A 26,959-nucleotide genomic window follows, 5' to 3' on the forward strand; every position below is an offset into this window, starting at 1 on the left:
ACCTAATAGCTTTAATAACTATTAGGTTTATATTTCATTAGAATTAGAAATCCAGCTTTTTACTGATTCATCAACTCTTCTATTTCTTCCGCTTCAATAGGAATATTTGCCATAAGGTTAAAAGGTTCTCCTTTTTCTTGTATTACTACATCATCCTCTAATCTAATTCCAAAACCTTCATCAGGAATATAAATACCAGGTTCTACAGTAAAGACCATATTTGCCTGCATAGGCTCCGTTAAGATTCCATAATCGTGGGTGTCTAATCCAATATGATGCGAAGTACCGTGCATGAGATACTTTTTATAAGCTGGCCAATCAGGGTCTTCATTTTGTACATCGGCTTTATCTATAAGTCCAAGTCCTAATAATTCTGAAGTCATAATCTTACCTACTTCTACATGATAATCAGCCCAGATAGTTCCGGGTACTAGCATTTTGGTAGCTTCATTTTTTACTCGTAAAACGGCATTGTAAACAGCTCTCTGACGATCTGTAAACTTACCAGAAACAGGAATTGTACGACTTAAATCACTAGAGTAATTAGCGTATTCTGCAGCAATATCCATTAGGATAAGATCTCCAGCTTTACATTGTTGATTATTTTCTATATAATGCAATACATTGGCATTATTACCACTGGCAATGATTGGAGTATATGCAAAACCTTTAGATCGGTGATTTATAAATTCGTGTAACAACTCTGCTTCAATATTGTATTCCCACACTTCTGGTTTTACAAAACCAAGTAATCTTCTGAATCCTTTTTCTGTGATGTTACAAGCGGTTTGCATCAGATCAATTTCTATTGGGTCTTTTACAGAACGTAATCGCTGTAGAATAGGGTTACTTTTTGCAACAGCATGTGCAGGGTATTTAGCTTTCCACCATTTAGTAAAACGATCTTCTCTGGTTTCGGTTTCTACATTTGCTCTATAATGCTCATTTGTATTTACATATACGGTATCACATTGTGTCATGATCTCAAAGAATATTTTCTCCAGATCCTGTAACCAATACACTGTTTTGATTCCTGAAGTTTCAAAAGCCTTTTCCTTGGTTAGTTTTTCACCTTCCCAGATAGCAATTAATTCACTGGTTTCTTTTAGGAATAAAATTTCACGATGTTTTTCATTGGGAGCATCAGGGAACAGTATTAAAATGCTTTCTTCCTGATCTACTCCACTTAGATAAAAAATATCTCTATGTTGCTCAAAAGGCATGGTACTATCAGCGCTAATAGGATAGATGTCATTACTATTGAAAACCGCAATGCTATTAGGTTTCATCTTAGTTGCAAAGTTCTTTCTGTTCTTTATAAAGAGATTTTTATCTATTAGGTGGTATTTCATATTTTCAATGTATTAGATGTGTATTATGGATTTCCAAAAATACTAAAGCCAAAAGGATGTATTGTTAAACAATATCTAAAAATTTTGACACTATAGTAGCATTACATACTTTCAGCCAACTAAATTTCCATCGTAATGAAAACATACATCTCATCTTTTTTACTATTATTCGTTAGTATTTCTATTTTTTCTCAACAACCAGCAACAAAAGCCGAAGAGATTCAAAAAGGATTATTACAAAAAAAACAACTAGAAAAATCATCTCTTGTTAAGAATGTTCCTTTTGAAAATATAGGTCCATCCGTAATGAGCGGACGTGTAGTAGATGTGGATGTAAACCCTGAAAACACAGCAGAATTTTATGTTGGGTATGCTTCAGGAGGATTGTGGTATACTAAAAATAATGGAACAACTTTCGAACCTGTTTTGGATAATGCTGAAACTATCAATGTAGGTGATATCGCTGTAGATTGGAAAAAAGGAACTATTTGGGTTGGTACTGGAGAAAATAATTCATCCAGATCGTCTTATGCAGGAATAGGTATTCTGAAATCAAGTGACAAAGGAAAAACCTGGAAAAATGTTGGATTGATTGATTCTCATCATATCGGAAGAATTATAATAAACCCTAATAATTCGGATGAGGTTATAGTTGGTGCCACAGGACATTTGTATTCTAATAATGAAGAAAGAGGGATGTATAAAACTACGGACGGAGGTAATACCTGGAAAAAAACATTGTTTATTAATAATGAAACAGGAATTATTGATGTTGCTTACGCACCAGATAATTTCAATATTATGTATGCTGCAGCTTGGGATAAGGATCGTAAAGCATGGAATTTTGAAGGAAACGGATCTGGTTCTGGTATTTATAAAAGCACAGATGCTGGTAACACTTGGAATAAAATTTCATTAGAAGGAAGTGGTTTCCCAACGGGAAACGGAGTAGGAAGAATAGGATTGGCAGTTTTTGACTCCAATACTTTATATGCGGTTCATGATAGTCAATTTAGAAGAGATGAAAGTAAAAAGACAGAAAAAAGTTCTGGGCTCTCTAAGGATGATTTTAAGACTATGTCTGTAGAAGCTTTTTTAAATTTAGAAGACAAAAAGCTGAATCGTTACTTAAAAACAAATGGATTTCAAGAAAAATATCGTGCGGAAAATGTAAAGCAAATGGTTCGTAGTGGTTCTGTGAAGCCAATTGATTTAGCGAAGTATTTAGAAAATGCAAATGCTGCCCTTTTTGATACTCCAGTAATCGGAGCCGAAGTATACAGAAGCGATGATGGAGGTAAAACCTGGGGAAAAACACATAAAGAATACCTAGACGATATCTTTTATAGTTATGGATATTATTTTGCGCAAATACAGGTTAATCCTGCTAATAAAGATCATATTTATATCTCAGGAGTACCGATTCTTAAATCAAAAGATGGAGGAAAAACGTATAAAAGTATTAGTGCAGAAAATGTGCACGCTGATCATCATTCACTTTGGATAAATCCTAATAACCCAAACCATCTTATTAACGGAAACGATGGTGGTGTTAATATTAGTTATGATGATGGAGAACACTGGATCAAAGCAAATCAACCAAGTGTGGGACAGTTTTATGCAATTAATATTGATCACGAGAAACCATATAACGTGTACGGAGGATTGCAGGATAACGGAGTTTGGGTTGGTTCTGTAAATGCACAAGAAAATGCTTCCTGGCATCAAAGTGGTCATTATCCTTGGAAAAGTATTATGGGAGGTGATGGTATGCAGGTACAGATTGATAATCGAGATAGTAATATTGTGTATACTGGATTTCAGTTTGGAAATTATTTTAGATTAGATCGATCAACTGATGAACAAACCTATATTCAGCCAAAACACGAATTAGGAGAATCACCTTACCGATTTAATTGGCAAACACCTATTTTATTATCACCACACAATCAGGATATTCTGTATTTAGGTGGAAATAAATTGATGAGATCGATGAATCAAGGAAATGAGTGGACAGCAATTTCTGATGATCTTACCAATGGAGGTAAAAAAGGAAATGTAGCTTATGGGACATTATCTTCAATTTCTGAATCTGTATTTCAGTTTGGGCTCATATATACAGGTAGTGATGATGGTTTGGTTTATGTTACTAAAAACGCAGGAGGAAACTGGAATAAAATTTCTGATAGTTTTCCAAAAGATTTATGGGTGTCCAGAGTTGTTGCCTCTACACACAAAAAAGAGCGAGTTTATGTAAGCTTAAATGGATATCGATGGGATGACTTTACTGCGTATGTATATATGAGTGATGATTATGGTCAAACTTGGAAAAATATAGGAAGAGAATTACCTAGATCTGCAGTTAACGTAATAAAAGAAGATCCTAAAAATGAAAATGTGTTGTATGTCGGTTCGGATAATGGTGCTTATGTTTCTTTGGATAAAGGAAACACCTGGCAAGTATTTTCTAATGGAGTACCAAATGTAGCGGTTCACGATATTGTGGTACAACCCGAAGCCAACGATTTGTTGTTAGGAACTCACGGAAGAAGTATATATAAAACAAATATTGAACCGTTACAAGATTTAAATGGAGAAGTCCTTGCTTCTGGTTTGTATTTATATCCAATGAGCATTGTAAAAGCTTCTCCACGTTGGGGAAGCTCTTGGAGTAAGTGGTTAGATGCTTATGAGCCTTCTACTACTATTAGGTATTATGCAAATAATTCTGAAACAACTACTGTTAAGATTGAAACTGAAAGCGGAAAAACGCTTCAGGAGTTTTCTTCAGATTCTGATAAAGGTCTTAATTATGTAGCGTATGATCTTACAATTTCTGAAAAAGGAAGAAAAGCATTGTTAAAAGAGTTTCCTGATGAAGAAATTACAAAAAAGAAAAACGGTAAATATTATCTTCCTGTTGGAAAATACGAGGTAATTATTTCAAATGGAGGACAAACAAAAAAAGTCCCTTTTGAGGTAAAATAAAACATAAACATAGATTTATTACGTTTAGGATTTATTACACAATTATATAAAGACAATCAATCTTTTTGCGTTACTTTATATTAAAGTTTATTAACCAACGTAATGAAAGTAAACCCCTACAATACGGTCATCTTTTTAGGATGCCTGACACTTGTTGTTATGGCATTGTGGAAGCTACTTGTTTACTGGAAAAAGGGCAGAACCTATCGTTTTTTTTACGGAATCTTAATTACCGCTAATCTTGTAATTATACAGGTGCTTCTAATGGATTTTGGAGTTCATAAGGAGCATGCTTGGATACTGGCTTTTTTTATCCCCTTTCAATATCTGTCGCCAGTATATTTTACAGGATTTATTTGTTACTATCTAAAAAAAGAAGAAGTATATAAAAGGAATCGAAATTACTTGTTCCTTCCGTTTATTGGTTTTTTTGTATTATACACGGTACTTAAGGTGAATGTTTTCCTGGATTACGCATGGATCTCTAATGAAGTTTTTACTATAATTCACACAGAAGTTGATGAAAACTCAACATTGACATTTAGTATTATTCTTAGTATTTGGAATCTTTTGATTATTCGTAAGTATGAAAATACTATAGGCAAACTATCTTTTGATCAAGTAAGGAAAAAAACACAATGGATTAAAACCATTGTTGCCGTATTTATTACGTTCAATATTATTTGGTTATTGACGATTGTTCTATTTTTTATAAGAGAAGATATAAGCGGTCATTTTCCATACTATCCATTTTGGATCTTATACCTACTGTTTTTTTATACGTTTTTATATTTGGGATCAACGCATCTTAATGAAGTATCTAAAAGAAAACAATCTGAGGAAGAAGCAGTGCAAAAAGCCATTCAGAATTTTAGGATGTCAGGACTTAATCATATGTTTTCAGAAGAAGAACTAGAATTGATCCATTATGACAAGCCGTCTCAGATTACAGGGATATTGAGCTATTTTTCTACATCTTTATTTGATAAAAATAAGCTTGAAGATGTATTATGGGATATTGTAGAGAATTGTATAGCATATCTGCAATTAGAAGACTGTATCATCTATATCATAGATACATCAAAAAATGTACTTATTCAGAAAGCTGCATTTGGTAATAAAAACCAGGGAGAACGTAAAATATTAAGTCCGATAGAAATTTCTCTTGGAGAAGGAATTGTAGGGCAGGTTGCCCAATCAGGAGAGTATGAGTGTGTATATAATGTGACCTATGATGATCGATATGTTGTGGACGATATTAGCCGAAAATCTGAATTAGCGGTTCCGATTATGATTGAAGGCACGGTTATAGGGGTTTTAGATTCTGAACATTCCGAAGAAGGTTTTTTTGATGAACATCATATCCTTCTGTTTCAACTAATCGCTAAACTAACAGCAAAGAAGCTTTCGCAGATTAATATTAAGAATACTACTAATATTACCAATGACAATTTGTATTTTAAAGAACTTCATTTTTTAATGAAAGAGGCTAAGATTTACAGAGACTCTAATTTAGGTCTGGATAGCATTTCTAAAATGTTGAAGATAAGTAGTAATTATTTATCGCAAATGGTAAATAAATTAAGTGGATCTAATTTTTCGGATTATGTAAATAGCTTTCGTATCGATGATGCTAAGTCTAAGCTAAAGGATCCAAAATTTACAAATTACACAATATTAGACATTGCTTTAGAATCAGGTTTTAATTCTAAATCTACTTTTTATAGCGCTTTTAAAAAACATACAGGTATATCACCCAAAGAATATAGGGAAACCCCCTAAATACCGTCCGAATTCTTTGAAATTCAAATTTTTCGGACACCTCCACTTCTTTCCATTGCTAGGTTTGTTGCATTAACTTTTAAATCGTAAAAGAATGAAAACAATGACAAATTTAGTGAGGCTTATTACTGTAGTGATGTTATCTATATTTATTTTTTCTTGTGAAGGAGAGGATGGTGCAGTTGGCCCGCAAGGAGAACAAGGGCCTCAAGGTGATCAAGGCCCGCAAGGAGAACCTGGAACGGCAAACGTAATGTATTCTGATTGGATAGATTCTGGATTTGAGAATGATATTACCGATGGTTTCGATGCGTTTAATATAGACGCTCCAGAAATCACGCAAGAAATCTTGGATACAGGTACAATTTTGGTTTATGCTAGAAGCACAACTAATACAATTTACCAGGTTCCGGTTACATTTTATGGTTTCTTAAACGAAAACTACTTCTTCAGAGTAATTAATGCGGGAACACTTAATATTGGTGTAGAGGGAGTAGGTATTAATGATATAGGAGAACCATTTCTAAATGATGTTTTTAGATATATTATTATTCCTGGAGAAGTAGCTATAAATAGTTCGAGATCTTCAGAGGATCTTAAACATATGAGTTATAAAGAAATAACGACACTATTTAATATACCGAAATAACCCTTAGACTCTACTATTTATTATTTAGGATTTGTAGCAGTGAGCAAGACATTCTTGTTCACTGCTTCGTTTTCTAATATCTTAGAATCATTTATGAAGTAAAAGTTTTGAAGTAAATTAGTGTCTATAAAAAAGTTTTCTATGACACTTACCATGAGCATTCCTGCATTATTGTTTCCAGCAATATCTTTAACAATGTTAGCCTATAATGCCAGATACCTTGCCATTGCAGGGCTAATACGTCAGTTACACAAAGAATACCTGACCTCTCCATCAAAGAATACAGTATTACAAATAAAAAACCTCAGAAAACGATTATGGTTGATAAGAAACATGCAAGCAATTGCTATTATTAGTTTTCTTACCAGTGTAGTCACTATGTTTTTACTATATGTAGAAGAAAATAGTTTGGCCAATTTAATATTCGGGATAAGTTTATTTGCCTTAATGATTTCACTTTTTTTATCATTTATAGAGGTTCAGATTTCTACAAAAGCATTATCTATAAGGTTAGACAGAATTGAAGAAAACAATTAGAAATTCTTATATTGTTAGGATCATTATTTTTTAACCGACTTTAAATGCTCCAGAATGAACTTTTTAATAATGTAATGCAAGATTTCAATACAGGGTATTGGGAGTTACATCGAGATCCGTATAGAGAAAATTGGTCAGATAGATTTTATGAAATCCTTGGATATTCTAGAAATGATATAGAATCTAATTTTGATTATTTTTTAGAACATCTTATTCATAAAGAAGATGTTGATGTCTTTAGAGACAATTTTTTAAATTATCGAATAAATTCTGTAAACTTTAAACAACATATTAAGATACTGAATAAAAAAGGCAAGTATCAATTGTTTCGATGTGCTACGAACGATGCGTTACCAGTAAACATTAAAGCTGAAACTAATTTTGTTTTTTTCTTTGAGATAAGGTTGGAACCTGAGAATACAATTAAAAAAGACAATTTCTATTATAAAGAAACCGCCCAGATGACTTCCACAGGAAGCTGGTATGTAGATTTTCATAAAAAAGGAAGTTATTGGGATTTTGAAACTTATAGAATACTAGAGTATCCAGAAGATTATAAGCCTTCTCTAAAAGATTCAGCTAACTATTATACGGAAGATTGCAGACAATTGGCCGCTGATTGTTTCTTTAATTGTGCTATGATGGGGACACCGTTTAATACCGAAATAAAAATGGTGACGGCTAATAAGAGAGAATTTTGGGCAAGAGCAATCGGAAAACCTGTGTACAATGAAAATAAAGAGATTATAGGTATTCGAGGTGTTTTTCAGGATATTGATGATATAAAAAGTAAAGAAATTAGACTTCAGAAATCTGTCGATATTATAGCTGCTCAGAATTCTAGGCTATTTAATTTTGCGCATATTGTTTCTCATAATCTTAGATCACATACTAGTAACTTATCTCTGCTAGTTCAACTTATAGAAGATATTGATGACCCTAAGGAAAAAGAAGAATTAATTAAAGAGGTGAAAACCATTTCCTCTAATCTAAATACCACGATAGAACACCTTAACGAAGTTGTTACTGTACAAACCAATAATAAACAAGAAAGAGTACCTGTAAAATTTAAAGATGCTTTAAAACTAGTGGTCAATGGAATCAGTCATGTGATTAGCAATAGTAATTGTCAAATACGGTCTGATTTTAGTGAAATCGAAGAAATCGATTATATACCAGCTTATCTAGAGAGTATTTTACTCAACTTAATTACCAATGCAATTAAGTATAAACATCCAGATAGAGACCCAATCATTATAATTAAAACATATATTGAAGAAGGAAGTAGATACCTAAAGGTATCGGATAATGGAATTGGAATTGATATGGCACTTTTTAAAGACAAAGTGTTTGGCATGTATAAAACCTTTCATTACAACAAAGACGCTGTAGGTATTGGGTTGTTCCTAACCAAAAACCAAGTAGAATCCATGGATGGAACTATAAGTGTAGAAAGTGAGGTTGATAAAGGAACAACTTTTACTATTGAATTTTAAACACAAACAATTCTTATATAATGGGCGATAAAATAGGAGTAGCATGCATTATCGATGATGATAGTGTATATGTAAATTTAGTGAAACGAATAATTGAGGCAAAACAGCTTTGTCAGAACTTATTAGTTTTTGAAAATGGAAAGAAAGCTTTAGGATATTTTGAAGCGATTTTAAGCAATTTGAATGAAGAAAGCATTCCCGAGATTATTTTTTTAGATCTTAATATGCCGGTAATGGATGGATGGGAGTTTTTAGAAAAATTTATTACGATTAAGAATAAATTCGGAAAAGTGATTACGCTTTATATTGTAAGTTCTTCTATTAATCCACTGGACATCAATAAAGCAAAAAGCATAAAGAGTGTCAAGGACTATTTAATTAAACCAATTACGATTGAAGAATTAGAGTCTATTTTTAGTGCAGCTTAAAACAATTGAGGCCTCATTTATGAGGCCTCAATAAAATATCTTAATAAACAATATTTACATCTGAGATACTCTTAATGTATTTACCATCCCTTTTTCTGCTACAGGCATAGCAGCAAGATTTATTAACATATCACCTTTTTCTACAAATCCACGTTCTAAAGCTAAATTATTAACATCTTGTACTGTCTCATCTGTACTAACATACTTATCGTAATAAAACGCTTTTACCCCCCAAAGAAGACTAAGTTGAGATAGGATTCTTCTGTTGCTTGTAAAAACCAGAATATGAGCTCCAGGCCTCCAGGCAGAGATCTGAAAAGCAGTATATCCACTATTAGTTAATGTACAAATGGCTTTAGCATTTATATCATTTGCCATATGTGCTGCGTGGTAACAGATAGATTTTGTAATAAATCGGTTTGTTCTTATGTGTGGAGGATTTTGAGGAACTTGTATCAGATCAGAGTTCTCTACACTATTAATTATTTTTGTCATTGTTTCGATAACCTGCACAGGATATTTACCCACCGATGTTTCACCAGATAACATTACAGCATCAGCACCATCCATAACAGAATTAGCTACGTCATTAACTTCAGCACGAGTTGGCGTTAAACTATCGATCATAGTTTCCATCATTTGTGTTGCTATAATCACTGGTATTCTAGCTGTTTTTGCTTTTAAAACCAGTTTCTTCTGAATTAAAGGAACTTCTTGAGCAGGAATTTCTACACCAAGATCTCCTCTTGCAACCATTAACCCATCGCAATAAGCAACAATCTTATCGATGTTTTCTACACCTTCTGGTTTTTCAATTTTCGCAACAATAGGAATTTTATGTTCTGTGTTTTCCTTTATAAGTTCTTGTAACTCTATAAGATCCTGAGCATGACGCACAAAAGACAATGCCATCCAGTCTACTTCCAGACTACAGGCAAAAATTGCATCTTTAATATCTTTTTCCGTAAGTGCAGGCAAGGAAATATCAGTATTTGGTAGATTCACTCCTTTTTTAGATCGTAGAGGCCCACCTTGAATTACTTTAGCTTTAACAGTATCCTTATTGTTTGTAGAAACTACTTCAAAAATTAACTTTCCATCATCAAGTAAAACTCGTTCGCCTGATTTTACGTCTTTTGGAAAACTGTCATAGTTCATATAAACACTTTCCGCAGTACCTTCAAAAGCTTTTCCTGTAACAAAATTAATAAAATCGCCATCATTAACAATGATATCACCTTTCATAACACCTACTCTTAATTTAGGTCCTTGTAGATCCGCTAATATAGATGCGTTATAACCGTGCTCCGAACTTAAATCACGTATCATTTTTACACGCTCTTTTACATCTTCATAGTCAGCATGAGAAAAGTTAATTCTAAAAACATTTACACCTGCATCTAGCATATTCTTCAATACTTCTTTAGTACTGGTAGCAGGTCCAAGTGTTGCCACTATTTTAGTCTTTTTAGTTTTTGGCATTATTCAAATATTAAATTGTTCTTTGATTTTAGTTGTGTATAATCCACTACATAAGCTGTTATGATTTGCGGAATAGTAAGTAATTTACTTGTCAATGATTTACTCGAAAATTGAGAAGTTTCAGCTTCTATCTTTAAAAAATAATCTACATTTTTTAATTCAGGAATTAGGTATTTAGTAACATAATTATCCTCTTCTTCTGCGGCAAATAACCCTTGTACAGCAGCAGTTTCTGATTCAATTTTTGTTCTGAATTTATTTCCCAAAAGACTATAGGTGTTATATTGAAAATGATCGTGATATTGAAACAGCGGAAAACTTGCCGAATGTGTATCATATTCAAACTTTATATCTTGTTTTTTTCTGAAAAGCCGAAGATCCACATATTTGTTTAACCCAAAAGCTAATCGATATGAAGCTAACGAACAATGAATGGCAATTAGGTCATAATCATCATCCATAATGGTATCTAAAACTAACCTTTGGATCGCCATTAGAATTTACATTTTTCCAGAATTATCGAGAAATATACAAATAAAATTTCCTTAGAAGTTTAATTAAAGATAAAGATATTATACGAAAACGATTGAGTTAGTATCTTTTAGCTAACCTAGGATAAAACTGAGGATAAAATGACAATTTTATAATCTATTAACACCTTTTTTAGCATAGAAATAAAAGAACGGTTGTGTTTTAAGGAAAATTGATTTTTGATTGGAATGCGAAATACGCTCTTTTTGATGCTTTTTCTTCTGCTTTTTTCTTAGAAGTTGCTCTGGCTTTTGCGACTACCTTTTCATCAATCCAAAGCTTTACCGCAAAATGTTTCATTTCATCTTTTCCAGTATCTTCATAGATTTCATAGTTAAAGTTCTTTTTTACTTTTTGACACCACTCTATCAATAAACTTTTATAACTAATAATCTGTCCTTCTAGGCTTTCTATATCTACATAGGGATTGATAACGGCCTCGTGTATAAAACGCTCACAATAGACAAATCCTTTATCCAGATAAATAGCACCAATCAGTGCTTCAAATAAATTACCATGAATATTTATACCAAATTGAGATTTTGGAATGTTTGTGCGAACGAGATCAATTAATTTTAGATCTTTCCCCAGCTCGTTCAGATGTTTTCTACTTACTACCTTAGCTCTCATCTTAGTAAGATACCCTTCATTACCTTCAGGAACTTCTTTAAATAAGTGAGCAGCAATAACACTACTAAGCATGGCATCACCTAGAAACTCTAGCCTTTCGTAGTTAACAGCATTTCCTTTTTTATCTTTTAAATTTAGGGAACGGTGAGTAAAAGCCTTTTCATAAGGGCCTATATTCTTAGGTTTGAACCCGAGAATGTTTTGAATTTTGGAAAAAAAATTCCCGTTCTTTTCAGAGCGGGAATTTAATATGTTGCGAATAACACTCATTATTATTCGTCTAGTTTTTTAAATAATACACAAGCATTATGACCTCCGAAGCCAAATGTATTGCTCATCGCATACGTAATCTCACGTTTTTGTGCTTTGTTCAAAGTTAAATTTAACCTATTATCTATGTTCTCATCCACAGTGGTGTGATTGATTGTTGGAGGAACTATACTGTGTTGCATAGCAAGGATAGAAGCAATTGATTCTATAGCTCCAGCTGCACCAAGTAAGTGTCCAGTCATAGATTTTGTCGAATTTATATTCATAGTAGGTGCGTGATCTCCAAAAACTTTAGTAATTGCTTTCAATTCTGCAACATCTCCTAAAGGAGTGGATGTTCCGTGAGTGTTTATAGCGTCTACTTGTTCTGGTTGTACACCTGCGTCTCTTAAACAGTTAAGCATTACACGTTCTACTCCAATCCCATCTGGATGAGGGGCGGTCATGTGATAAGCATCACTAGACATTCCACCACCAACAACCTCTGCATAGATTTTTGCACCACGTGCTTTAGCGTGTTCATACTCTTCAAGAATAAGGGCTCCACCACCTTCTCCTAAGACAAAACCATCTCTGGTAGCATCAAAAGGTCTAGAGGCAGTTTCTGGACTCTCGTTTCTTGTTGATAAAGCATGCATCGCATTAAATCCTCCCATACCAGCAATAGTAACTGCTGCTTCACTTCCTCCAGTAACAATAATATCACAATGTCCTAAACGAATATAGTTTAAAGCATCAATCATTGAATTGGCAGAAGAGGCACAAGCCGAAACTGTAGTATAGTTAGGTCCCATAAAACCGTTTCTAATAGAAATATGTCCTGGAGCGATATCAGCGATCATTTTTGGGATGAAGAAAGGATTGAAACGAGGTGTTCCATTCCCATTGGCATAACCAATTACTTCTTCCTGAAAAGTTTCTAATCCACCAATACCAGCACCCCAGATAACACCAACTCTAAATTTATCAACCTTCTCAAGATCAATAGCAGCATCTTTTATTGCTTCTTCTGAAGAAACAATAGCGTACTGCGCGAATTTATCGAGTTTGCGCGCTTCTTTTCTTTCGAAATAATCCGTGGGATTGTAATTTTTGACTTCGCAAGCAAATTTAGTCTTGAAATGTTCGGTATCGAAATAAGTAATGGGTGCGCAACCGCTCTTACCATTTACCAATCCATCCCAATATTCTTCAATATTGTTACCGATGGGCGTTAATGCCCCTAGTCCTGTGACTACAACTCGCTTAAGATTCATATTGTGTTGTGAAGTTATTACTTTGCGTCTTCAATATAAGATATTGCTTGACCAACTGTTGCAATGTTTTCAGCTTGATCATCTGGAATCTGAATATCGAATTCTTTTTCGAATTCCATAATCAATTCTACAGTGTCTAACGAATCAGCGCCTAGGTCATTTGTGAAGCTAGCTTCAGTTACAACCTCATTTTCGTCTACTCCTAATTTGTCAACGATTATCGCTTTTACTCTTGATGCAATGTCTGACATAATGTTTAATTTTAATTTTTTAATTAGGTGGCAAAAATAAAAAACTTTATTTTAAAACCCCACAATCCTCTAAAAATGTATTTGTATTTTATCAAATATATGGAAGTATTGGCTTTTTGCTGCCTAAAAATGGATAATAATTATTTTTTTTGTGCTCTCTAATTTAACAACTCTATCTATGAAGCGTATCATAATTTTTGCTTCCGGTTCCGGCACCAATGCCGAAAATATAATTAAATACTTTCAAGAGCGAAAAACTGCTAAGGTTACACATGTGTTCTCTAACAACCTGCGTGCCAAAGTCTTAAAACGAGCTCATGACCTGAAAGTAGAGGCCTTACATTTTGACAAAGAGTCATTTTATGCGACCAACGAGGTGTTAAACATCATTAAAGATGCCCAACCAGATATTATTGTGTTGGCTGGATTCTTATGGATTTTTCCAAAAAAGATTATAGACGCTTTTCCTGACAAGGTAATTAACATACATCCTGCTTTACTTCCTAAATATGGAGGGAAAGGAATGTACGGAAGCCATGTTCACGAGGCGGTAGTAAAGAACAAGGAAAAAGAAAGTGGTATTACAATTCATTATGTAAACGAACATTATGACGAAGGAGCTATTGTTTTTCAGGCAAAAACCCCTGTAGCACCTGATTATTCTGCTGAGGATGTGGCTAAGGCAATCCATACATTAGAATATAAATATTTTCCCGTCGTTATAGAGAAGGTATTAGGATTGAGGGATGAGGTTTAAAGTAGTCTTTGAGTATCTGAGAGATTGAAAATAATGAGAATTATTTTGGCGTTCGAGCGGGCTATACGTTGTATCTTTTTATTGGTGGCTTTTGATAACACTTCGACTGGTTCAGTGTGACACCTATGAAAACCAATAAAAAGGATGCCACTGCTATCCCTAACGCAGTAACTAATAACGATCAACTAAATATGGGCAAGAAAGAAAAGTTTTATGTTGTTTGGGAAGGTCACAAACCGGGTATCTATACCAAATGGGATGATTGCAAAGCAGCAGTAAAAGGGTATGCAAGTGCAAAGTATAAGTCTTTTGAATCTTTTGATTTAGCAAAGAAAGCCTATAATGGGGATTATGAAGATTATAAAGGAAAAAGCAAACCAAAATCTTCTCTTACCAAAGAACAATTAGAAAAAATAGGAGAACCTAATCTATACTCTATAGCTGTAGATGCAGCCTCCAGTGGTAATCCTGGTAAAATGGAGTATAGAGGAGTGGATACACAGACAGTAAAGCAACTTTTTCACCAAGGGCCTTTCCCACAGGGAACAAATAATATAGGTGAGTTTTTAGCATTAGTTCACGGATTAGCATACTTAAAAAAGAAAGGTAGTGATAGAATTTTATATACAGATTCTAAAATTGCCATGGGTTGGGTGCAGAGAAAAACCTGTAAAACAAAGCTACAGCGTAACGCGAAAAACAAGGAAATGTTTGATCTGGTAGATCGGGCAATTACTTGGCTTAAAGAAAACAAATATACTACGACTATAGTGAAATGGGAAACCAAAGCATGGGGTGAAATCCCAGCTGATTTTGGCAGAAAGTAATGTGGGGAATTGTATTAAAAAAAAATTATAAAATAAACAAAATGCTCCAGTGTTTTTCTGGAGCATTTTTTAAATAATAAGATTATTAAAATCTAATAAATAAAGCAATTCGCTTTATGATTAAAAGTTTTTTTAGCCACCACAAGGCCCAAGATTACTCCATCCCGAAGCAGTTCTTTGGTATAAATCTCCGTTATAAGTAACTTGATCTCCAGCAGAATAAGAAGCACTTCCGTTATATGGCGCTACACCATCACAAGGGTCGGTACTAATAGGACCACAGGCTCCAAGATTTGACCATCCCGAAGCAGTTCTTTGATATAAATCTCCATTATAAGTAACTTGATCTCCAGTAGAATAAGAAGCATTACCATTATATGGTGCTACGCCAGCACAAATATCTCCGCCAGTAGCAGGAAATGGATATATTGTGCCAATAAATTGTTTATCAGTGTCTGATAATCGATTATTAGAACCTACTCCAACTCCATCAAGAGTATGTTCTGCAGGAATTGGGTAATGCATAATAGATAGAGGATCATACGTACTATAGTTAGTTATACTAGCATCATAGCGTCTAAATAGATTGTTATCAACCTGCGCTCTAGACCAGTTATTTGGTGGTCCTGCATAATAGGCATATACGGTTTCTTTATCCCAGTTAATTCCTGCAACAGGGTTTTGGTGTTCATGGATCAATCCAAGTGCATGTCCAAATTCGTGAATAGTTGTTCTTCTAAATTCAGAATCAGTGGTGTTATTATCAAACCACCCAAAGTGCATACTATGCGAATAACTGTTAGAATCGGTTCCTAGATAAGACCAAGAACCAGCTTCGTTTGCATATTGACCCTCTCTAAAGGCAATTTTAATGTTCGCGCTGCTATTAGAAGAAACCCATTCAAATTTTAGATTTGCGTAGCTTTCCCATTCTACTGCATATTGTCTAACCTTAGATTGAACAAAGTTGCTTCCATTTAAAAATTTTACTCGGATAGTTTGTCCGGTATCCCATTGTTTGTCTTTAACACTAGTAGCTTTTGCGCTATTAGGTGCATCCCATTTAGCTATACATACGTGTGCGCTTTTGGAATCATCAATCTGATTCGTTTCAAAAACGTCTTCAGAGTCCTTTTCACAATTTAATAGAGAAAATGAAACTAGTGTAGCCAGGGCTAGTCTAGCCAGTTTACTTTTTTTCATAATAATGTTGAGTTTTGTTAAATATATCATAAAATTAACAAAAATTTAGTAGGAATGCAATTATATTTGAAAGAAAATACAAAAAAAGCATAAAATTATTACGTAAAAAACGTAATAAAAACATGTTTTTAACAAATAGCATTGTAGTAATAAGCTACACAAAAAAATACCCTGGAGTAAATATACAACAGGGTATTTCTATTTTTAATATAAACAACTATCGGTTGGTAAATCAATGCCTTTTAGCCACCACAAGCTCCAAGATTGTTCCATCCACTAGTCGCTAATTGGTACAAACTTCCCTGATAGGTAACTTGATCACCAACAGAATACGAAGTACTGCTATTATATGCCGATACACCACTGCAAATATCAGTGCTTGGAGCACTATCACAAGGACCAAGATTGTTCCACCCACTAGCTGCTAATTGGTATAAACTTCCTTGATAGGTTACCTGATCACCAACAGTATACGAAGCACTATTATTATATGCTGACACACCGTCACAGTTACCACTTCCGGTGGTTGTGCCAGGGTAAATAGTGGCTATAAAGGATTTGTCTGTTGCAGATAATTGCGTGTTACTTCCTACCGCAACACCATCTGTAGTATGTTCTGCAGGTATAGGATAGTGCATGATAGATTTTGGGTCGTATTCACTATAGTTAGAAATATTTGCTTCATAACGTCTGAACAGGTTATTGTCTACCTGTGCTCTACTCCAGTTGTTAGGTGGTCCTGCATAATATGCATATACAGCCTCTTTATCCCAGTTAATACCAGCTACAGGATTTTGATGTTCGTGAATCAAACCAAGAGCATGTCCAAATTCATGAATTGTAGTTCTTCTAAATTCAGTATCGGATGTATTATTATTAAACCATCCAAAATGCATACTATGTGCTTGGTTATTAGAGTCGGTTCCAAGATATGACCAAGATCCTCCATCATTGGCAAATTGGCCTTCTCTAAAACCAATTTTAATGTTTGCACTACTATTAGAAGAAACCCATTCAAACTTAATGTTTGCATAATCCTCCCATTCTACTGCATATTGTCGAACTTTGGATTGAACAAAACTATTCCCATTCAAAAATTTCACTCGGATAGTTTGACCTGTTTCCCATTCCTTTGCTTTAACACTAGCGGCTTTTGAAATGTTATCATCAGTATTCCATTTTTCGATACATACGTGAGCGGCTTTTTCTGTTTCAATTTGGTTTGTTTCGAAAATCTCTTCGGATTCTTTCTCACAGTTAAACAATGAAAATGAAACTAAAGAGATCAAAACTAACCTGGTTAATTTGGTAGTTTTCATAATTATATTGAGTTTGCTGTTATGTAATAGATAAACATCTTAAGATGAAAAGACCCTACTTTTTATGTTATTATTGCATGTATTATTTAGGTTAAAAGTTAAAACGCTGTATTTATGACAACAAAGGTTTGGCAAGATAAATTAGATTTTCAAGAAAGAATTATAGACTCTTTTTTGGAAAGTAAAAAACAAAAACTAACGAATTGAAGGTAGTCAAAAGATACTTAGATTTTAATAGAAAGTAAGTTTTCATGAATACCTTTACTACTCAAAACTAAAACGTATATTTGCAAAAAAAATATTACGCTATTTTATGAGCAAATTACTTATTGTAGGTACTGTAGCCTTTGATGCTATAGAGACACCATTTGGTAAAACAGACAAGATCTTAGGCGGAGCCGCAACATATATAGGTCTTTCTGCGGCTAATTTCAATGTCCCTTCAGCGATAGTTTCTGTTGTTGGAGATGACTTCCCAGAGGAATATCTAACAATGCTTCAAAAGAAAAACATTGACACCTCTGCTATAGAGGTTGTAAAAGGAGGAAAAACATTTTTCTGGAGCGGAAGATATCATAATGACCTAAACTCTAGGGATACCTTAGATACTCAACTTAATGTATTAGCAGATTTTAATCCAGTAGTTCCTGCTGAGTATAAGGATTCAGAAATTGTTATGTTGGGAAATTTGCACCCATTAGTTCAGCTTAGTGTTTTAGAACAAATGACAACTAAGCCAAAGTTAGCTGTTTTGGATACCATGAACTTCTGGATGGACAATGCCTTAGAGGATTTGATGAAAGTTATTGCAGAAGTAGATGTAATTACTATTAATGATGAGGAAGCAAGACAACTAAGTGGAGAATATTCATTGGTGAAAGCGGCTAGAGCAATTGAGAAAATGGGGCCGAAATATGTGGTGATCAAAAAGGGAGAACACGGTGCATTATTATTTCATAATGGCCAAATTTTCTTTGCACCTGCATTACCATTAGAAGAGGTATTTGATCCTACAGGAGCTGGAGATACATTTGCAGGAGGTTTTACTGGGTATTTAACAAAAACAGGAGATCTCTCTTTTGAGAATATGAAAAAAGCAATCATTCACGCTTCTAACCTAGCTTCCTTTTGTGTGGAGAAGTTTGGTACAGAAAGAATGCAAGACTTAAAACGAGAAGAAGTTCAGAAACGACTTCTACAATTTAGGGAATTAACACAATTCGAAATAGAATTGTCTTAATAGTAAATTATAAGCCCTGCTCATTTCGTGTAAGGGCTTTTTTAATTGGCAATTAAATATTAGACCTACTATAACACAACAATAGAATTTTTGGAATACAATGAGTGATGCCTTAAAACATGAATGCGGAATAGCATTTATTAGATTATTAAAACCATTAGAGTATTATAAAGAGAAATACGGAAGTGCATTTTATGGAGTAAATAAAATGTATCTGATGATGGAAAAGCAGCATAATCGCGGACAAGATGGAGCGGGATTCGCTAGTATTAAATTAGACACACCTCCTGGAGAACGATACATAAGTAGAGTTCGTTCAAGTGAATCGCAACCAATTCAAGATATTTTTTCGCAAATTAATGATAGAATTAATAAAGAATTGGTAGAACATCCTGAGTATGCTGATGATGTTGATCTACAGAAAAAAAACATTCCTTATATAGGAGAGGTTTTATTAGGTCACGTTCGTTATGGTACATTTGGTAAAAATAGTGTAGAAAGCGTACATCCTTTTTTAAGACAAAACAACTGGATGCATCGTAACCTGATCGTAGCGGGTAATTTTAATATGACTAATAATAATGTGCTATTTGATAATTTAGTACGATTAGGTCAGCACCCTAAGGATCATGTGGATACTGTTACCGTAATGGAAAAAATTGGTCACTTTTTGGATTCTGAAGTTGCCAAATTGTATAAGAAGCTTAAAAAGGAAGGCTATAGTAAAGTAGATGCCTCACCTGAAATTGTAGAAAGATTAAATGTTGTCAAAATCCTTAAGAAATCATCTAGAGATTGGGATGGAGGTTATGCTATGGCTGGAATGTTAGGTCATGGGGATGCTTTTGTTCTTAGAGATCCTGCAGGAATAAGACCGGCTTATTATTATCAAGATGATGAAGTAGTTGTTGTGGCTTCTGAAAGACCTGTAATTCAAACAGTGTTTAATGTTCCATTTGATAAGGTTATAGAATTAGATCCAGGAAAAGCTATTATCGTTAAAAAAGATGGAAAAACATCTATAAATAAAATTATTGAGCCATTAGAAAGAAAAGCTTGTTCTTTTGAACGTATTTATTTTTCAAGAGGAAGTGATGCAGAAATTTATGAAGAAAGAAAGAATCTTGGTAAGCTAATTATGCCGCAAGTATTAAAGGAAATAGATCACGATACTGTAAACACTGTTTTTTCTTTTATACCTAACACCGCGGAAACATCTTTCTACGGTATGGTAGAAGCTGCGCAAGATGAATTAAATAAACAAAAAAATGAAACCATACTTTCTGAGAAAGATTCGTTAACTGACGAGCGATTGACAGAAATACTTTCTTCTAGATTGAGAACTGAAAAATTAGCTATTAAAGATGCGAAGCTACGTACATTTATTACAGAAGATAGTAGTAGAGATGATTTAGTAGCTCACGTTTATGATGTTACATATGGAGTAGTGAAACATCAGGACAATCTGGTAATAATAGACGATAGTATCGTAAGAGGAACGACCTTAAAGAAGAGTATTATCAAAATGCTCGACAGGTTAAAACCTAAAAAAATTATAGTTGTTTCTTCCGCTCCTCAGATTCGTTATCCGGATTGTTACGGAATCGATATGGCGCGATTAGAAGGGCTTATTGCTTTTAAGGCTTCATTAGAATTGTTAAAAGAAAATGGTAATTATGATCTAGTAGAGCAAGTGTATGAAAAGTGTAAAGCGCAAGAGAACCTAGCAGATGAAGAAGTTCAGAATTTTGTAAAAGAGATATATGAAGGTTTTTCTGATCAAGAAATAAGCGATAAAATAGCTGAGTTACTAATTGATGATACAGTCAATGCGGATATAAAAATTATTTATCAAACTGTAGATAATCTTCATGTTGCTTGCCCTAAGAATTTAGGAGATTGGTATTTTACAGGTGATTACCCAACCATAGGAGGGAATAGAGTCGTAAATAAAGCGTTTATAAATTTTTTCGAAGGGAAAGATGAACGTGCGTACTAAAAAAACGAAAAACAGCGTTGTTAAAATCAGTTAATTTGTGTATTTCAACAAGTATTTTAGCTTTTCATCTAAAACATTTTTACACAATGAAATAACGCTTTATATTAGCAGAGCCATAGCATAAGTAGGTTAAGTTCATGGTAGATTTGGGGCAAAAAAAGGTGGACTTTCCACCTTTTTTTATTTTAGGATAGTTTGTAAAAAAAGATATATAAAAAAGAGTCGTAATATTTACGACTCTTTTTGTTTATTATAAGAAATGTTGAATATAATCTATTTTCCTTGTGCATATCTTTTAGAAACTTCATCCCAGTTAATAACATTAAAAAATGCAGAGATATAATCAGGACGACGATTTTGGTAATTTAGGTAATAAGCATGTTCCCATACATCAAGACCTAAAATAGGAGTTCCTCCACAACCAGTACCTGGCATTAATGGATTATCTTGGTTTGGAGTAGCACAAACTTCTACTTTACCACCTTCCTGAACGCATAACCAAGCCCATCCAGAACCAAATTGTGTTGCTGCAGCATTAGAAAAAGCCTCTTTGAATGCATCAAAAGAACCAAAAGCAGTATTAATAGCATCTCCAAGCTCACCAGAAGGAGTTCCACCGCCATTAGGGGACATAATTTCCCAGAACAAACTATGGTTATAGTAACCACCACCATTGTTTCTAACAGCACCATTAGATTTGTCTAGATTAATAAGAATGTTTTCTATAGTTTTGCCGTCGAGATCAGTTCCAGAAATAGCAGCATTCAATTTATTAGTATATCCAGCATGATGTTTATCATGATGAATTTCCATTGTACGAGCATCTATGTTAGGTTCTAATGCGTCAAAGGCATATTTTAATTTCGGTAATTCAAATGACATAATCTATTTTTTTTAGTTAATAAGAAAAAAATGAAACCAAATTTAGGAATAAGAGTGATGAATAAAAATTAATATTTGTTATAAATTAATTAAATTCAAATTTTTCCAAACTCCTTTCTATGCGGAACTTGGGTTCAATTTATTTTTAGTTGTTATTAATACACAAAAACTACTCTTTTTTGATACTTTAGTAAAAAAACAGACTTGAATTCTCAATATCCTTTTACTATCTACAATGCAGCTGCAGGAGCAGGAAAGACGTATACCTTAGTTAAGGCGTATTTAGTTGCTCTTTTGACAGGAGAGTATAAGGATGCTTACAAAAATATTTTGGCAATTACCTTTACTAACAAAGCAGTTGCCGAAATGAAAACCAGAGTTGTAGAAAACCTGGTAGGCATTCGCAGCGCAGAAACTTCGCCCAAATACGAGTTGTTATTAAACGATATTGTCCAAGAAACAGGATTAGAGAAACAGGTAGTAAAACAAAAGGCAGACAGAATTCTTAAAAGTATTCTACACAATTATGCAGCTTTTGATATAGTCACCATTGATACTTTTACGCATAGGGTGATCCGAACATTTGCAAAGGATCTAGGAATTCCGATGAATTTTGAAATTGAAATGGATACAGAATCGTTAATTGAAGAATCTGTAGATGCGGTCGTAGCTAAAGTAGGAGAAGATGCGATCCTGACAGAAACAATTATTGATTTTGCCTTAAGTAAATTAGAAGATGATAAAAGTTGGGATATTACCATAGAGTTAAACAAAGTAGCCAGACTTCTCTTTAGTGAAAATGATAGAGCACACTTAAATAACCTATCTGATAAAACAGCAGAGGATTTTGATGAATTAAAAAATCAACTAATATCCAAAATCAAAAATCAAAAAGAAAAGATTGTAAAAACCTCTACAGATATTCTAAACCTTATCACAAGTAATTCTTTAGATCACAAGGATTTTTTTAAAAGTTACATTCCTCTTCACTTTGTAAAACTTTCTAAAAAAGATTTTAAAATAAATTTCTCTTCGGCGTGGAGACAAAATATCGAAACTACTGACTTTTACACAAAATCTCTCGATCCTGATAAAAAAGGATTGATAGATAGTATTCGGTCACCAATAGAACAAGCGTTTTTAGAAACAAAACAACAGATACTAGATATAAAGCTATATGAAAATATAATTAAGAATCTTACTCCTCTTTCTGTACTGAATGTTATTAATAAGGAGCTTCAGAAGATCAAAAAAGAAAGAAGTATCTTATTGATATCAGAATTTAATAAAATTATTAGCGAAGCTATTCAGGACCAACCCGCTCCCTTTATATATGAACGGTTAGGAGAACGGTACAGAGACTATTTTATAGATGAGTTTCAGGACACGTCAGAACTACAATGGAATAATATAGTTCCTCTTATAGACAACGCCATTTCTTCTGAAACCTTAAGCGGCAAAAGAGGACAGTTAACTATAGTTGGAGATGCTAAACAAGCCATTTATAGATGGCGAGGAGGAAAAGCAGAGCAGTTTATTAATCTTTCTTTAGATCAAAATCCATTTTCAGTTGAAGAAAAACAAGTGCTTAATTTACCAAGAAATTACCGAAGTCATCAAGAGATTATTAAGTTTAATAATGATCTATTTACTCTTTTATCAAATGACTTTAGTAATGATTTACATAAGAAACTATATTTATTAGGTAATAACCAAGAGTATAATGATAAAAAAGGCGGTTATGTACAGCTTTCTTTTGTAGAGGCTAAAAATGTAGCAGAGGAAAATGAAATATATCCCGAAAGAGTATATGAATCAGTGTTAGAGCTTAAGGAAAAAGGATATCTGCTAAATGAAATCTGTATTCTTACCAGAAAGCAAAAGGAAGGAGCTGTGATTGCAGATTTTCTTACTGAAAAAGGAATGTCTATTATCTCTTCTGAGACACTATTGCTTAAAAATGATCCAAGAGTACGTTTTATTATTGATATGCTTACCTGGTTTGTGTACCCAGATGAGTTGTTGTCCAAAACCAATGTTTTACATTTTATAACTGAAAAATTTTCAATATCGGAGAAACACACTTTTCTGAAAAAACTAGTATTTGCTAATAAGAAAACGTTTTGTGATGAAATTAAATCATTAGGAGTTGAATTTAGTTTTGCTCAATTGGATGCAAAACCTCTTTATGAAGGAGTAGAGTATATTATAAATAGTTTTAATCTTACATCAGTATCACCAGCATACGTGCAATTTCTTTTAGATGTAATATTTGGATATACCCAAAAACATGCCGAAGGTATTATCGGGTTTTTGTCTTATTGGGATCAGAAAAAGGATAAGCTTAGTATAATTGCGCCAGAAGGAGAAGAGGCAATTCAGATAATGACGATACATAAAGCTAAGGGCTTAGAGTTCCCGTGTGTTATCTATCCGTATGCAAACATTGATATTTATAGAGAAATAGAACCTAAAACCTGGTTACCAGTCGCAAAAAAGGACTTTAGTGGTTTCCGGGAGATATTTGTTAACTATAATAAGGAACTTTCGGATTATGGAGTGCCAGCAGAAAAAATCGTTCAGGAACGACAATCACAGTTAGAGTTAGATGCTTTTAACCTATTATATGTTGCTTTAACAAGAGCAGAAGAACAATTATATATTATTTCTAAAGCGGAAATAAATAGTAAAGGCGAAGGTAATTCAAGTAAATTTTCAGGAAAGTTCATTAATTATCTAATGCATATAGGTGCTTGGCATAAAGAACAATTATCATATGATTTTGGTAATCCAGAAAAACCTTTTAGAGAAACTGTATCTGCAAATTCCAAAACAAAGAATATAACACTTACTAAGTTTGAGAACTCCAAGAAAAAGCGTAAAGTGCATATTGTTACCAATTCAGGAAAACTTTGGGATACATCACAGGCAGCTGCCATAGAAAAAGGTAATCTAATTCATGAACTAATGTCCTTGATATATTCAAATAAAGATTTAGATAGAGTAGTAGAAAACGCTTTTGAAACTGGAATGATTAGTTTTTTAGATAGAGAAACACTTTATAATGAGTTAAAAATGGTTTTAGAGCATCCGGAGCTCTCTAAATATTTTTTAGAGGATAAACAAGTGTTAAATGAAAGGGGAATTATCTCAAACGGACGCATTTATAGACCAGATAGAGTTATAATTGATGCGCATGGAGAGGCTGCAATAATTGATTATAAAACAGGAGAACACAGTGCTTCGCACGGAAATCAATTAGAAGAATATGGCTTGCTTCTTCAGAAAATAGGATATAAACTAAGTAATAGGATATTGGTGTATTTTAATGAAGGTATTACTTTAAAATACATATAAATAAAAAATATTTTAGTAATTACTAGTAGAAATTTATTGATAAAAAATATTTTTATCTTATAATTGTACCGTAATTAAGGAAATTAGAACAGTAGGTTTCAGCTTAATACGGCAATTTTTTCACATTTGAGGGGGGCTTAAAGATTTAAAATAGGACTTTAAAAACTTCGCAAAGGTCGATATACACTGGCCTATTAAGAAAAATTTATTAGTTTTGTCTTTGACAGTAATTTTTAACATATTACATTTGCTCTAATTAACACTTAAAAATTAAATTATTGAATATGAAATATCTTAGCAGATTTTTAGTGGCTTCGTTATTAGTACTTGGGTTTAGTACTGCGAATGCACAGGATGAAAACAACCCTTGGGCAGTATCGATTGGCGTTAATGCTGTTGATATCTTTCCTACCGGAGGAGATTTACCTATACAAGGAGAAATCTTTGACGAGTTTTTTAACGCTACTGACCACTGGAACATTCTTCCATCCGTTTCTAAACTATCAGTTGGTAGATATATAGGAGATGGTTTTACATTTACCGCTGCTGGTTCGGTTAACAAAATTGATAAATTAGGAGAAACACCTGATGGAACTCAAGTTACTGCCGATGACTTATCTTATTATGCAGTAGATGGAACAATAAGCTATAGTCTTAAAAACCTTTTGAAATCTAAATGGTTCGATCCTTACTTAGGAATAGGTGGTGGATACACTTGGGTTGATGAAATTGGTGCAGGAACTCTTAATGGTTCTTTTGGACTTAACTTATGGTTAACTGAAAATTTAGCTTTCAATTTACAAACTACATATAAGCACGTATTCGAAGATTACGAGGTTAGTAACTACCCTCCAACTCACTTCCAACATTCTGCAGGGATTACTTTCGCTTTCGGAGGTAAAGATACAGATGGTGACGGTGTATTTGATAAAGACGATGAGTGTATCGACGTTCCTGGTTTAGCAGAATTTAACGGATGTCCTGATACTGATGGTGATGGAATTACTGATGCTAAAGATGACTGTCCTGATACTGCAGGTACTGCAGAATTTAATGGATGTCCTGATACAGACGGTGACGGAATCGCTGATCCTAAAGATGATTGTCCTACAGTTGCTGGTTTAGCTAACTTAAATGGATGTCCTGATGCTGATGGTGATGGAATCACTGACGCTAAAGACGGTTGTCCTAACGAAGCTGGTCCTGCTGCTAACAACGGATGTCCTTACCAAGATAAAGATGGTGACGGAGTATTAGACAAAGATGATAACTGTCCTGATGTTGCTGGTACTGTTGCTAACAACGGTTGTCCTGAAGTAACTGAAGAAATTCAGAAAACTTTAAATGAGTATGCTGCACAGGTATTATTTGACTCTGGTAAATCAACTATCAAAGATCAGTCTACTAAAGTATTAAATGATATCATTGGTATCCTTAAAGAATATCCTACTGCTAAATTTGTTATCGAAGGGCATACAGATAGTCAAGGTAGAGAAGCAAATAACCAAAAGCTTTCTGATTCTAGAGCAAACGCTGTTAAGACGTTCTTAACTAGTAATGGTATCGATCAGTTCAGATTGTCTGCTGTTGGTTATGGAGAGTCAAGACCAGTTGCATCTAACAAAACAAGAGCTGGTAGAGCACAAAACAGACGTGTAGAGATCAACTTAGTGAAGTAATTATTTTTCACTAAATAATAAATACATAGATAAAACGTCCCGAT

The 26,959-nt window shown here is 33.7% G+C and carries 21 protein-coding genes; 12 read left to right on the plus strand and 9 right to left on the minus strand.

Features of this window, described 5'->3' with window-relative positions:
* Window positions 1–59: 59 nt before the first annotated feature.
* Entirely contained in the window at window positions 60–1,352 is a 1,293-nt protein-coding gene (locus D1818_RS14860) for an aminopeptidase P family protein (RefSeq protein WP_118459776.1), read from the minus strand.
* Between the two features lie 135 nt (window positions 1,353–1,487).
* Here D1818_RS14860 and D1818_RS14865 point away from each other — a divergent pair, with 135 nt between their 5' ends.
* The 6 genes from D1818_RS14865 to D1818_RS14890 all read left to right on the plus strand — a co-directional run bounded on the left by D1818_RS14865 (window position 1,488) and on the right by D1818_RS14890 (window position 9,232).
* Window positions 1,488–4,340 carry a glycosyl hydrolase gene (locus tag D1818_RS14865; protein WP_118459777.1) on the plus strand — a complete coding sequence of 951 codons (2,853 nt, stop codon included), beginning with the start codon at window positions 1,488–1,490 and terminating at the stop codon, window positions 4,338–4,340.
* Window positions 4,341–4,442: 102 nt separating this feature from the next.
* Window positions 4,443–6,122 carry a helix-turn-helix domain-containing protein gene (locus D1818_RS14870; protein WP_118459778.1) on the plus strand — a complete coding sequence of 560 codons (1,680 nt, stop codon included), beginning with the start codon at window positions 4,443–4,445 and terminating at the stop codon, window positions 6,120–6,122.
* A 94-nt stretch (window positions 6,123–6,216) separates the two neighbouring features.
* Window positions 6,217–6,771, plus strand: a complete 555-nt coding sequence (locus tag D1818_RS14875) for a collagen-like protein (RefSeq protein ID WP_147406093.1) — start codon at window positions 6,217–6,219, stop codon at window positions 6,769–6,771.
* A 141-nt stretch (window positions 6,772–6,912) separates the two neighbouring features.
* Window positions 6,913–7,308, plus strand: coding sequence for a DUF2721 domain-containing protein (locus D1818_RS14880; RefSeq protein WP_118459780.1), 396 nt, complete (start codon window positions 6,913–6,915; stop codon window positions 7,306–7,308).
* A 44-nt stretch (window positions 7,309–7,352) separates the two neighbouring features.
* On the plus strand, window positions 7,353–8,804 hold the full coding sequence (locus D1818_RS14885) for a PAS domain-containing sensor histidine kinase (RefSeq protein WP_118459781.1): 1,452 nt from the start codon (window positions 7,353–7,355) through the stop codon (window positions 8,802–8,804).
* A 20-nt stretch (window positions 8,805–8,824) separates the two neighbouring features.
* Window positions 8,825–9,232: a response regulator gene (locus D1818_RS14890; RefSeq protein ID WP_118459782.1), complete on the plus strand. Its 408-nt coding sequence runs from the start codon at window positions 8,825–8,827 to the stop codon at window positions 9,230–9,232.
* Window positions 9,233–9,286: 54 nt separating this feature from the next.
* On the opposite strand, the gene pyk is transcribed toward D1818_RS14890, so the two are convergent.
* The 5 genes from pyk to D1818_RS14915 form a co-directional block, all read right to left on the minus strand.
* Complete coding sequence (pyk, locus tag D1818_RS14895) at window positions 9,287–10,714, minus strand: pyruvate kinase (RefSeq protein ID WP_118459783.1); 1,428 nt, start codon at window positions 10,712–10,714, stop codon at window positions 9,287–9,289.
* Entirely contained in the window at window positions 10,714–11,208 is a 495-nt protein-coding gene (locus D1818_RS14900; protein ID WP_118459784.1) for an IPExxxVDY family protein, read from the minus strand. Before D1818_RS14900 ends, pyk begins: the two co-directional genes overlap by 1 nt.
* Window positions 11,209–11,407: 199 nt before the next feature.
* A complete protein-coding gene (gene rnc, locus D1818_RS14905; RefSeq protein ID WP_118459785.1) occupies window positions 11,408–12,145 on the minus strand; it encodes a ribonuclease III in 738 nt (245 codons plus the stop codon).
* A 2-nt stretch (window positions 12,146–12,147) separates the two neighbouring features.
* Window positions 12,148–13,401, minus strand: a complete 1,254-nt coding sequence (gene fabF, locus D1818_RS14910; protein WP_118459786.1) for a beta-ketoacyl-ACP synthase II — start codon at window positions 13,399–13,401, stop codon at window positions 12,148–12,150.
* Between the two features lie 17 nt (window positions 13,402–13,418).
* Window positions 13,419–13,652, minus strand: coding sequence for an acyl carrier protein (locus tag D1818_RS14915; RefSeq protein WP_027394586.1), 234 nt, complete (start codon window positions 13,650–13,652; stop codon window positions 13,419–13,421).
* A gap of 178 nt (window positions 13,653–13,830) precedes the next feature.
* Here D1818_RS14915 and purN point away from each other — a divergent pair, with 178 nt between their 5' ends.
* Together purN and D1818_RS14925 are read left to right on the plus strand one after the other, a co-directional pair.
* Window positions 13,831–14,409 (plus strand): phosphoribosylglycinamide formyltransferase, encoded by a 579-nt coding sequence (purN, locus tag D1818_RS14920; RefSeq protein WP_118459787.1) that lies wholly within the window; start codon window positions 13,831–13,833, stop codon window positions 14,407–14,409.
* A 191-nt stretch (window positions 14,410–14,600) separates the two neighbouring features.
* Window positions 14,601–15,236, plus strand: a complete 636-nt coding sequence (locus D1818_RS14925; protein WP_118463790.1) for a viroplasmin family protein — start codon at window positions 14,601–14,603, stop codon at window positions 15,234–15,236.
* A 132-nt stretch (window positions 15,237–15,368) separates the two neighbouring features.
* Here D1818_RS14925 and D1818_RS14930 read toward each other — a convergent pair whose 3' ends face one another.
* Window positions 15,369–16,439, minus strand: a complete 1,071-nt coding sequence (locus tag D1818_RS14930) for a matrixin family metalloprotease (protein WP_233558492.1) — start codon at window positions 16,437–16,439, stop codon at window positions 15,369–15,371.
* Window positions 16,440–16,681: 242 nt separating this feature from the next.
* Window positions 16,682–17,758, minus strand: a complete 1,077-nt coding sequence (locus tag D1818_RS14935; RefSeq protein ID WP_118459789.1) for a carbohydrate-binding protein — start codon at window positions 17,756–17,758, stop codon at window positions 16,682–16,684.
* 313 nt (window positions 17,759–18,071) lie between these two features.
* On the opposite strand from D1818_RS14935, the gene D1818_RS14940 reads away from it, so the two are divergent.
* Together D1818_RS14940 and D1818_RS14945 are read left to right on the plus strand one after the other, a co-directional pair.
* Window positions 18,072–18,998 carry a PfkB family carbohydrate kinase gene (locus tag D1818_RS14940; RefSeq protein ID WP_118459790.1) on the plus strand — a complete coding sequence of 309 codons (927 nt, stop codon included), beginning with the start codon at window positions 18,072–18,074 and terminating at the stop codon, window positions 18,996–18,998.
* Window positions 18,999–19,098: 100 nt separating this feature from the next.
* A complete protein-coding gene (locus D1818_RS14945) occupies window positions 19,099–20,997 on the plus strand; it encodes an amidophosphoribosyltransferase (protein WP_118459791.1) in 1,899 nt (632 codons plus the stop codon).
* Between the two features lie 273 nt (window positions 20,998–21,270).
* Here the strand turns inward: D1818_RS14945 and D1818_RS14950 are convergent, their stop codons facing one another.
* A complete protein-coding gene (locus D1818_RS14950) occupies window positions 21,271–21,879 on the minus strand; it encodes a superoxide dismutase (protein ID WP_118459792.1) in 609 nt (202 codons plus the stop codon).
* A gap of 204 nt (window positions 21,880–22,083) precedes the next feature.
* Between D1818_RS14950 and D1818_RS14955 the strand changes: the two genes are divergently transcribed.
* Together D1818_RS14955 and D1818_RS14960 are read left to right on the plus strand one after the other, a co-directional pair.
* Window positions 22,084–25,236, plus strand: coding sequence for an exodeoxyribonuclease V subunit beta (locus D1818_RS14955; RefSeq protein ID WP_118459793.1), 3,153 nt, complete (start codon window positions 22,084–22,086; stop codon window positions 25,234–25,236).
* Window positions 25,237–25,520: 284 nt separating this feature from the next.
* Window positions 25,521–26,915 (plus strand): OmpA family protein, encoded by a 1,395-nt coding sequence (locus tag D1818_RS14960; protein ID WP_118459794.1) that lies wholly within the window; start codon window positions 25,521–25,523, stop codon window positions 26,913–26,915.
* The last annotated feature ends 44 nt before the right edge of the window (window positions 26,916–26,959 follow it).

Origin of the sequence: Aquimarina sp. BL5 (genome assembly GCF_003443675.1) — a bacterium.
In the GTDB taxonomy this organism is placed as follows: domain Bacteria; phylum Bacteroidota; class Bacteroidia; order Flavobacteriales; family Flavobacteriaceae; genus Aquimarina.

Bases quoted from the DNA above. Each gene is read 5' to 3' on its own strand.
- D1818_RS14860 (WP_118459776.1), bottom strand. From the start codon at position 1,352: ATGAAATACCACCTAATAGATAAAAATCTCTTTATAAAGAACAGAAAG.
- D1818_RS14865 (WP_118459777.1), top strand. From the start codon at position 1,488: ATGAAAACATACATCTCATCTTTTTTACTATTATTCGTTAGTATTTCT.
- D1818_RS14870 (WP_118459778.1), top strand. From the start codon at position 4,443: ATGAAAGTAAACCCCTACAATACGGTCATCTTTTTAGGATGCCTGACA.
- D1818_RS14875 (WP_147406093.1), top strand. From the start codon at position 6,217: ATGAAAACAATGACAAATTTAGTGAGGCTTATTACTGTAGTGATGTTA.
- D1818_RS14880 (WP_118459780.1), top strand. From the start codon at position 6,913: ATGACACTTACCATGAGCATTCCTGCATTATTGTTTCCAGCAATATCT.
- D1818_RS14885 (WP_118459781.1), top strand. From the start codon at position 7,353: ATGCTCCAGAATGAACTTTTTAATAATGTAATGCAAGATTTCAATACA.
- D1818_RS14890 (WP_118459782.1), top strand. From the start codon at position 8,825: ATGGGCGATAAAATAGGAGTAGCATGCATTATCGATGATGATAGTGTA.
- pyk (WP_118459783.1), bottom strand. From the start codon at position 10,714: ATGCCAAAAACTAAAAAGACTAAAATAGTGGCAACACTTGGACCTGCT.
- D1818_RS14900 (WP_118459784.1), bottom strand. From the start codon at position 11,208: ATGGCGATCCAAAGGTTAGTTTTAGATACCATTATGGATGATGATTAT.
- rnc (WP_118459785.1), bottom strand. From the start codon at position 12,145: ATGAGTGTTATTCGCAACATATTAAATTCCCGCTCTGAAAAGAACGGG.
- fabF (WP_118459786.1), bottom strand. From the start codon at position 13,401: ATGAATCTTAAGCGAGTTGTAGTCACAGGACTAGGGGCATTAACGCCC.
- D1818_RS14915 (WP_027394586.1), bottom strand. From the start codon at position 13,652: ATGTCAGACATTGCATCAAGAGTAAAAGCGATAATCGTTGACAAATTA.
- purN (WP_118459787.1), top strand. From the start codon at position 13,831: ATGAAGCGTATCATAATTTTTGCTTCCGGTTCCGGCACCAATGCCGAA.
- D1818_RS14925 (WP_118463790.1), top strand. From the start codon at position 14,601: ATGGGCAAGAAAGAAAAGTTTTATGTTGTTTGGGAAGGTCACAAACCG.
- D1818_RS14930 (WP_233558492.1), bottom strand. From the start codon at position 16,439: ATGAAAAAAAGTAAACTGGCTAGACTAGCCCTGGCTACACTAGTTTCA.
- D1818_RS14935 (WP_118459789.1), bottom strand. From the start codon at position 17,758: ATGAAAACTACCAAATTAACCAGGTTAGTTTTGATCTCTTTAGTTTCA.
- D1818_RS14940 (WP_118459790.1), top strand. From the start codon at position 18,072: ATGAGCAAATTACTTATTGTAGGTACTGTAGCCTTTGATGCTATAGAG.
- D1818_RS14945 (WP_118459791.1), top strand. From the start codon at position 19,099: ATGAGTGATGCCTTAAAACATGAATGCGGAATAGCATTTATTAGATTA.
- D1818_RS14950 (WP_118459792.1), bottom strand. From the start codon at position 21,879: ATGTCATTTGAATTACCGAAATTAAAATATGCCTTTGACGCATTAGAA.
- D1818_RS14960 (WP_118459794.1), top strand. From the start codon at position 25,521: ATGAAATATCTTAGCAGATTTTTAGTGGCTTCGTTATTAGTACTTGGG.